Genomic DNA, 8,115 nt, shown 5'->3' with positions numbered 1-8,115 from the left:
GCAGGCGCGGCCGCGACTTCGCCGAATGCAGCCGGCGGCACGGCGGCCGGCACCCTGGCAGGTGCGGGGGTCGGCGCTCTCGTGGGCGGCCCGGTCGGTGCGGCTGTGGGCGCGGGCGTGGGCGCGGCGACGGGTGCCGCGGCCGGCGCGGGTGCCGACGTGCAGACCACCGGCTCGATCACTCCGATCCGCCTCGGCGTTCCGCTCAGCCCTGAAAAGACGGCCATGCTGAACCAGCTCGCCTCCGCGTCGGGCCGGCAGTTCGATCGCCTCTACGGCCAGTATCAGCGCATGGCCCACCAGGAGGCCCTGAACCTGCACGCGAGCTATGCTCAGGCCGGCGGCGATCCCTCCTTACGCCAGTTCGCGGCTTCCGTGGTGCCGCATATCGAGCACCATCTCGCGGAAGCGCGCCGCCTGCCGGGTGCCGCGGCGAGCCGTCGGCGTTAAACTGTCGGTTGTTTCGGCGATTGCGGCGGGTTCTATGAACCCGCCGTTTTCATGTGCCTCGAAGGAAGCGCTCGACGTCGGCGCGACGAGGCATCGGCGCAACGGCCCCCTTACCCAAAGTCGACAGGGCGGCGGCGGCATTGGCATAAGCCGCGGCGCGGAACGGGTCGCGATGCAGGAGCCATTCGGCCAGGAACGCCCCGTCGAACGTGTCGCCCGCGCCCGTGGCGTCGACAGCCTCGACGAGCCTCGCCGCGATCACCTCGACCCGCTCCTTCGTCGCCACCATGGTGCCGTTCCGGCCCATGGTCAGCGCCACCACGCCACAGCCGAGGCCGAGATAGAAGGCGCAGATCTCCTCCGGCCTCTCGAGCCCTGTGAGCTGGCGCGCATCGTCGAGCCCGGGCAGGAGAATGTCGGCCATGGCCGACGCCGCATGGATGATCGCGCGGGCGCGCTCCAGCGGCCAGAGCTTGAGGCGCAGGTTGGTATCATAGCTGACGACCGTGCCGTTCGCCTTCGCATGGTTGAACGCGGCGAAGACCGCGTCGGCGCAGCTTTCCGAGATCGCCTGCGAGATGCCCGACGCATGCAGGATGCGGGCGGAGGCGATCTGGGCCAGCGGCAGCTCCTCCACCGTGATCAGACTCGCCGCCGATCCCGCACGGGCATAGGAGAACATGTGCCCGTCCGCACCATAACTGATGAAATACGCCCCCGTCCTGCCGTCCTTGCGCAGAATGACGGAGGAGCAATCGATTCCTTCGCGATGCCACAGATCGAGAAAATCCTGCCCGAAGGCATCGCGCCCCAGGGCGGTGAAGATCGCAGTTCCCGCTCCCTGGCGCGCGGCCGCGACCGCCGTATTGGAGACATCGCCGCCGTAGCCCGGAAGGTAGAGACGCTCGCCGTCGCGCTGCACCTCCGCGAACTCCATCAGAGGCTCGCCCAACGTGAGAAGATCGATGCTCTTCATGGCTTCATCCTGCCTTGGGGAATGCCATCGGAACGTTCTCTCCGATCGACACGACTTTGCCGGGATTGAGGATGTTCTGCGGATCCAGGGTGCGTTTGAGGCTGCGCATGAGATCCAGAGCCACCGCATCCTTGTAGAGCGCCAGCTCGTCACGCTTGATGAGGCCGATGCCATGCTCGGCGGAGATCGACCCGTTCATGCCATGGACAATGTCGTGCACGACGCGGTTGAAGCGCCCCCACTGGGCGAGATACTCGCGCTTGTCCATCCCTACCGGCTGGGAGAGATTGAAGTGGATATTGCCGTCGCCGAAATGGCCGAACGCGCAGACGCGCACGCCCGGCATTTCCGCCTCGCAAGCCTTCGTTGCGACATCGATGAATTCGGCGACGCGCGAGACCGGCACGGCCACGTCGTGCTTGATGGAACCGCCTTCCCTGCCCTGTACCTCGGAGAGGCTCTCGCGCAGGTTCCAGAGCGCCTGGCTCTGCGCCTCGCTGGAGCCGAGCACCGCATCCTGCACCAATCCCTCCTCGAAAGCCTCGCCGAGCACGGCCTCAAGCTGGCTCCGCAGATCGGCATCCTTCTGCGGAGAGGAGAGTTCGATCAGGGCATAGGAATTGTGCTTCTCGGCGAGCGGACGGACCGCGCCGGCCCAGTGCTTGAGCACGATCTCCAGGCCGAATTCCGGAATGTACTCGAACGCGGTGAGTTGATCGCCCGCCGCCTCGCGCAGACGCTGGAACACCTTGAGCGCATCGTGCGGCGAAGCACAGCCGATGAAGGCCGTGACGCGAGCATGAGGCTTTGGAAAGAGTTTCAGAACCGCGGCCGTGATGATGCCGAGCGTGCCCTCCGATCCGATGAAGAGATCCTTCAGGTCATAACCCGTATTGTCCTTGCGCAGGCCCCTCAATCCATCCCAGACGCGCCCGTCGGCCAGCACCACTTCGAGCCCGAGGGTGAGGTCGCGCATATTGCCGTAGCGCAGCACGGCGGTGCCTCCCGCATTGGTGGCGAGATTGCCGCCGATGCGGCACGAACCTTCCGAGGCCAGCGACAAGGGAAAGAGATAGCCGGCGTCGCTCGCCGCATCCTGCACCGCCTTGAGGATGCACCCCGCCTCGACGGTGATCGTGGCATTCACCGGGTCGACTTCGCGGATGCGATCGAGACGCGTGAGCGACAGCACCACGCCGCCGAAGGGAACGCCGCCGCCGACAAGACCCGTGTTGCCGCCATGAGGCACGACGGGCACGCCGGCCTTTGCGCATTCCCGCAGGACGAAGGCAACTTCGTCACGATCCCTGGGCCGCACCGCCGCCAGAGCCTCGCCGCGATAGAGCCCGCGTGATTCCGTGACATGCCCTTCGAGGTCGCTCGCCGCCGTCAAGACATAGGCTTCTCCAAGCCTCGCCTTCAGGGCGTCAACGAGAGCTGTGCCAGTGCTGCCGGATGCTGTCATCGTCATACCTCGTGTGGAGCCCCGTTCATGACGTCTTGTCGTGAGAACCGCAAGGTGTAGGAAGGAGAAACACGATCCAGCCCGTTCATCAGAAGGCTCTTGCGAACATCATGGCTTATGTCATCCCCACCCCGCCGGTCACGGCCCTCCCGGTTGCAGGCTCCGGCGACCTGTTCCCCGTACGGCGCGTCTATTGCGTCGGCCGCAACTATGCAGCCCATGCCCGGGAAATGGGCGGCGACCCGACCCGCGAACCGCCGTTCTTCTTCATGAAACCGGCCGATGCCCTCCAGGCCGTGCCGGAAGGCCGGACGGTCGACCACCCCTATCCGCCCAAGACGCAGAACTACCATTTCGAGGTGGAACTCGTGGTCGCCATCGCCAAGGGCGGCCGGGACATTCCCGTCGCCGAGGCTCTCGACCATGTGTTCGGCTATGCCGTCGGCCTCGATATGACCCGCCGCGATCTTCAGGACGAGGCCAAGCAGTTGCGCCGCCCCTGGGAACTCGGCAAGGCTGCGGATCTGTCCGGCCCGGTCGGCCCGATCCATGCGGCCGCGACGCTCGGCCATCCGGCCAAGGGCGCCATCTCGTTGTCCGTCGACGGCACCGTGAAGCAGAAGAGCGATCTTTCGGACATGATCTGGTCCGTGGCCGAGCAGATCGCCTATCTCTCCTCCTATTTCGAGATCGCGCCCGGCGACGTGATCTTTTCCGGAACGCCGGACGGCGTGGGGGCCGTGACGCAGGGACAGGTGATGGCCGCGGCCATCGAGGGCCTCGGCGAGATCCACTTGCGGGTTGTGTAAGGGCCTGCGACGGCCCCTTGCCTTTTTTCGGAGATTGACCGTTACTGCATCACGGCGCGGCCGGAAGGCCGCGAGCAAGACAAGCTCCACGAAGTGTACCGGAGCCATAAGTTAAGGGAACGACTATGAAATTCGTTAAATCTGTCGGCCTCGCCCTGCTGGGTACTGCCCTTGCGATCGGCGGGGCACCGGCCCAGGAGAAGACCGTCAAGATCGCGACGGAGGGCGCCTACGCTCCGTGGAACTTCACGGGCGCGGGCGGCAAGCTGGAAGGCTTCGAGATCGACCTCGCCAACGACCTGTGCGCCCGCATGAAGGTGAAGTGCGAGATCGTGGCCCAGGACTGGGACGGCATCATCCCGGCGCTCCAGGCCAAGAAGTACGACGCCATCATGGCCGGCATGAGCATCACCGACGAGCGCAAGAAGACCATCGACTTCTCGCGCCCCTACGCCGCCGGCCCGAACGGCTTCCTGGTGCCCAAGGATTCTCCGCTCGCCAAGATGCCCGGCACCGGCCAGGCCTATAACCTCGGCAGCCAGAAGGAAGCCGCCGAGAAGGCCATCGAGGCCGTCAAGCCTCTCCTGAAGGGCAAGACCATCGGCGTTCAGGGCTCGACCATCCACGCGAATTTTGCGGACAAGTACTACAAGGGCACCGCCGAGATCCGCGAGTACAAGACCACCGAGGCTCACGATCTCGACCTCGCCGCCGGCCGCATCGATGCGATCCTGGCCGATGCCACGAGCATCATCGGCACTCTCGAGAAGCCGGAGTTCAAGGACTACGTGCTCGTCGGCCCCTCCATCAGCGGCGGCCTGCTCGGCGAAGGCGTCGGCGTCGGCCTGCGCAAGGACGATCAGGAGCTGCAGAAGGCCTTCAACGAGGCCATTCAGGCCGCTGTTCAGGACGGCACGGTGAAGAAGCTGTCCGAGAAGTGGTTCAAGGTCGACATCTCGCCAAAGGGCTAAGATCGAACCTCTTATCCTTGCAAGGCGCGGCTTCGGCTGCGCCTTTTCGTATATGAAGGATCGACTGCGACCGAAAACGCCAGCCTAACCGGTTGATCTGACATGATTAGATCTTGCGCCGGCTTGGCTTTTGGCTGTTACCTTTGAGGTCCGAACGGCGGACCGAGACCGTTGATCGGGCCAAGGGATCAGTCGAACCTGACCAGGGGAAGAAGAATGAGAGTTTTCAAGGCACTGGGCCTCGCCCTGCTGGGTACTGCCCTTGCGATCGGCGGGGCACCGGCCCAGGAGAAGACCGTCAAGATCGCGACGGAGGGCGCCTACGCTCCGTGGAACTTCACGGGCGCGGGCGGCAAGCTGGAAGGCTTCGAGATCGACCTCGCCAACGACCTGTGCGCCCGCATGAAGGTGAAGTGCGAGATCGTGGCCCAGGACTGGGACGGCATCATCCCGGCGCTCCAGGCCAAGAAGTACGACGCCATCATGGCCGGCATGAACATTACGGAAAAGCGCCTGGAGACCATCAACTTCTCACGTCCCTACGCATCCGGCCCCCATGGCTGGGGCGTATTGAAAGGCTCGCCGCTCGAAAAGCTCGCGGGCTCGGGCCAGCGCCTGAGCCTCGACAAGGATCCGGAGGCCGCCAAGAAGATGATCGAGGAGTGGAAGCCGCTCCTGAAGGGCAAGACCGTGGGCACGCAGAGTTCCACCGTCAACGGCCAGTTCCTCGAGAAGTATCTGAAGGACACGATCGCGATCCGCGAGTACAAGACCACGGAGCAGCACGATCTCGATCTGGCGGCCGGGCGCATCGACGCCATCTTCGCCGCTCACTCCTCCCTGAAGGCCTCGACCGAGAAGCCGGAATTCAAGGACATGGAGATCGCGGGCGGCGCCGTGAGCGGGGACGTGCTCGGGCGCGGTGTGGCCGTGGGCCTGCGCAAGGACGACGCGGAGCTCAAGACCATGTTCGACAAAGCCATTCAATCGGCCATCGACGATGGGACCATTCAGAATCTGACGCAGAAGTGGTTCAAGATCGACATGACGCCGCAAACCTGACAAGAGAGCGGCCAAACACGGCCTCCCAGTTCCGTCAAGACCTGGGAGGTCCTTACCGGCTCAAGCCGGGCATGAGAGGATAACGGCCCCTCTTCCGCCTTGGAGGATGGGCCCAGTCAGAAAGTTGAAGCGTGCAACAACTGAGCTATTTCGAACTCGTCGGGTTCGGCCCCAACGGATGGGGATGGGCTCTTCTGATGGCGACGGGCATGACGATTGCGGTCGCCACCTGCGGTTTCCTCGCGGGCTCCGTGGTGGGAACCTTCGTGGCCTGGGGCAAGATCGGCGGCCATGCGCCGGTCCGGTGGCTGGCGGATGGATATACCACCGTGCTGCGGGGCATCCCGGACCTGCTTGTGATCTATCTCTTCTATTTCGGCGGCAGCGCGGCGCTCGGGGCCATCGGCAGCCTGTTCGGGGCTGAGGGTTTCATCGGCGTGCCCGCCTTCGTCACCGGCGCCCTGGCGATCGGCATCGTCTCCGGCGCCTATCAGGCCGAGGTCTTCCGTGGCGCCTATCAGGTCGTCAGTCGCGGCGAACTGGAAGCCGCGCGCGCGGTCGGGATGCACCGCTGGCTCATGTTCCGGCGTATCATCGCGCCGCAGGTCCTGCGCTATGCAATTCCGGGTCTCGGCAACACGTGGCAGCTGGTGCTCAAGGAATCCGCGCTGATCTCGGTCACCGGGCTCGTGGAGCTTCTGCGCCAATCTCAGGTCGCCGCGGGCTCGACACGCCGTCCGTTCGATTTCTACATCACGGCGGCGATCCTCTATCTCCTGATTACCTGGGTCTCGACCTATCTTTTCCAGCGTGCCGAGACCCATTCGATGCGCGGCATGCGGAGGGCCTCCTGATGGACTTCGCCTTCATGCAGGAAGCGTTCCTGCGCCTGATCGCCGGCGTTCCGCTCACGCTCAACCTCGCCTTCACGTCGATTGCCTTCGGCGCCGTGCTCGCCATGCTGCTCGCGCTCATGCGCATGTCGAACATCAAGGCTTTCGACTGGCCGGCTCGGGCCTATGTGTTCGTTTTCCGCGGCACGCCGCTGCTCGTGCAGATCTTCCTGATCTATTACGGTCTCGGGCAGTTCCGTCCCGCCCTGCAGGAACTGGGCCTCTGGGGTTTCTTCCGTGAGCCCTATTGGTGCGCGGTCCTGGCGCTGACCCTGAACACGGCAGCCTATGGCAGCGAGATCATTCGCGGCGGCCTGCAATCCGTTCCCTACAATCAGGTGGAAGCCGCGCGCGCCTGCGGCATGTCGGGCTTCCTCCTCTTCCGCCGCATCATCTTCCCGATCGCCGTCCGGCAGGCCCTGCCGGCCTATGGCAGCGAGATCATCCTGATGGTGAAGGCCACGTCGCTTGCCTCCGTCATCACCATGATGGAAGTCACGGGCCTTGCGGCCAAGATGATTTCACAGACCTTCCGCGCCGTGGAGGTGTTCGTCGTGGCGGGGCTGATCTACCTCGTGCTGAATTTCGCCATCACCCGCATCATCATGGCCATCGAGTGGTGGCTGTCGCCGCATCTGCGCCGCCCCCCGGCAGTGGAGCCGCGCCTGGAGGCCGCGCATGTCTAACGGAGTTGCATCCTTGTCGTCCCAGCCCGCTCCCGCCGTCTCGATCAGCAATCTGCGCAAGAGCTTCGGCGCGCTCGAAGTTCTCAAAGGCATCTCCCTCAAGGCCCACGAGGGTGACGTGATTTCGATCCTCGGCGCGTCGGGTTCGGGCAAATCGACGATGCTTCGCTGCATCAACATGCTGGAAGTGCCCGACAGCGGCGACGTCACCATCAATGGGGAGACGATCAAGCTGAAGCACGGGCGCAAGGGCATGCTACCCGCGGACCAGCGCCAGGTAGACCGTATCCGCTCGCGCGTCGCCATGGTGTTCCAGAGCTTCAACCTCTGGTCTCACATGACGATCCTGGAGAACGTCATCGAGGCGCCGGTCCATGTGCAGAAGCGCCCGAAGGCGGAGTGCGTCGCGGAAGCCGAGGAACTGCTCGCGAAGGTCGGCATCGCCGACAAGCGCAACCAGTATCCCTCGCACCTGTCCGGCGGCCAGCAGCAGCGCGCGGCCATCGCCCGCGCGCTTGCCATGCATCCCAAGGTGATGCTCTTCGACGAGCCGACCTCGGCGCTCGACCCGGAACTCGTCGGCGAGGTGCTGCGCGTGATGCGCTCGCTCGCGGAGGAAGGCCGCACCATGCTCGTCGTGACCCACGAAATGGGCTTTGCCCGCGACGTGTCCAATCGGGTGGTGTTCCTTCACAAGGGGATCGTGGAAGAGGAAGGGCCTCCCGCCGAAGTTTTCGCCGCACCGAAATCGGAACGCTTCCAGCAGTTCATCTCGAGCCATCGGTAAAACAAAAAAGCGCGGC

Annotated in this window: 9 protein-coding genes; 7 read left to right on the top strand and 2 right to left on the bottom strand. The window is 64.6% G+C overall.

The features are described 5' to 3' along the window. A partial coding sequence (locus GR328_RS10100; RefSeq protein ID WP_160884383.1) for a DUF4142 domain-containing protein occupies nucleotides 1–450 on the top strand: 450 nt, incomplete at its 5' end. Nucleotides 451–499: 49 nt separating this feature from the next. On the opposite strand, the gene GR328_RS10095 is transcribed toward GR328_RS10100, so the two are convergent. Beyond that, nucleotides 500–1,426: a sugar kinase gene (locus tag GR328_RS10095; RefSeq protein ID WP_160884382.1), complete on the bottom strand. Its 927-nt coding sequence runs from the start codon at nucleotides 1,424–1,426 to the stop codon at nucleotides 500–502. A 4-nt stretch (nucleotides 1,427–1,430) separates the two neighbouring features. Beyond that, the gene (locus GR328_RS10090; protein ID WP_160884381.1) at nucleotides 1,431–2,891 is read right to left on the bottom strand and encodes an FAD-binding oxidoreductase; all 1,461 of its coding nucleotides are present in this window, start codon (nucleotides 2,889–2,891) and stop codon (nucleotides 1,431–1,433) included. Between the two features lie 110 nt (nucleotides 2,892–3,001). On the opposite strand from GR328_RS10090, the gene GR328_RS10085 reads away from it, so the two are divergent. From GR328_RS10085 to GR328_RS10060, 6 genes are all read left to right on the top strand, one after another. Beyond that, complete coding sequence (locus tag GR328_RS10085; protein WP_160884380.1) at nucleotides 3,002–3,700, top strand: fumarylacetoacetate hydrolase family protein; 699 nt, start codon at nucleotides 3,002–3,004, stop codon at nucleotides 3,698–3,700. 125 nt (nucleotides 3,701–3,825) lie between these two features. Continuing rightward, nucleotides 3,826–4,671, top strand: a complete 846-nt coding sequence (locus tag GR328_RS10080; RefSeq protein WP_160884379.1) for a lysine/arginine/ornithine ABC transporter substrate-binding protein — start codon at nucleotides 3,826–3,828, stop codon at nucleotides 4,669–4,671. Nucleotides 4,672–4,887: 216 nt separating this feature from the next. After that, nucleotides 4,888–5,733, top strand: a complete 846-nt coding sequence (locus GR328_RS10075; RefSeq protein WP_160884378.1) for a lysine/arginine/ornithine ABC transporter substrate-binding protein — start codon at nucleotides 4,888–4,890, stop codon at nucleotides 5,731–5,733. 197 nt (nucleotides 5,734–5,930) lie between these two features. Continuing rightward, the gene (locus tag GR328_RS10070; RefSeq protein ID WP_281351936.1) at nucleotides 5,931–6,587 is read left to right on the top strand and encodes an ABC transporter permease; all 657 of its coding nucleotides are present in this window, start codon (nucleotides 5,931–5,933) and stop codon (nucleotides 6,585–6,587) included. Continuing rightward, on the top strand, nucleotides 6,587–7,312 hold the full coding sequence (locus tag GR328_RS10065) for an ABC transporter permease (RefSeq protein ID WP_160884376.1): 726 nt from the start codon (nucleotides 6,587–6,589) through the stop codon (nucleotides 7,310–7,312). The genes GR328_RS10070 and GR328_RS10065 overlap by 1 nt, the downstream gene beginning before the upstream one ends. Next, the gene (locus GR328_RS10060; protein ID WP_160884375.1) at nucleotides 7,305–8,099 is read left to right on the top strand and encodes an ABC transporter ATP-binding protein; all 795 of its coding nucleotides are present in this window, start codon (nucleotides 7,305–7,307) and stop codon (nucleotides 8,097–8,099) included. The genes GR328_RS10065 and GR328_RS10060 overlap by 8 nt, the downstream gene beginning before the upstream one ends. The last annotated feature ends 16 nt before the right edge of the window (nucleotides 8,100–8,115 follow it).

Origin of the sequence: Microvirga makkahensis (genome assembly GCF_009830105.1) — a bacterium.
GTDB lineage: Bacteria > Pseudomonadota > Alphaproteobacteria > Rhizobiales > Beijerinckiaceae > Microvirga > Microvirga makkahensis.
The sequence above is the reverse complement of the archived record's forward strand: the minus strand, read 5'-3'. Positions and strand labels throughout refer to the sequence as shown.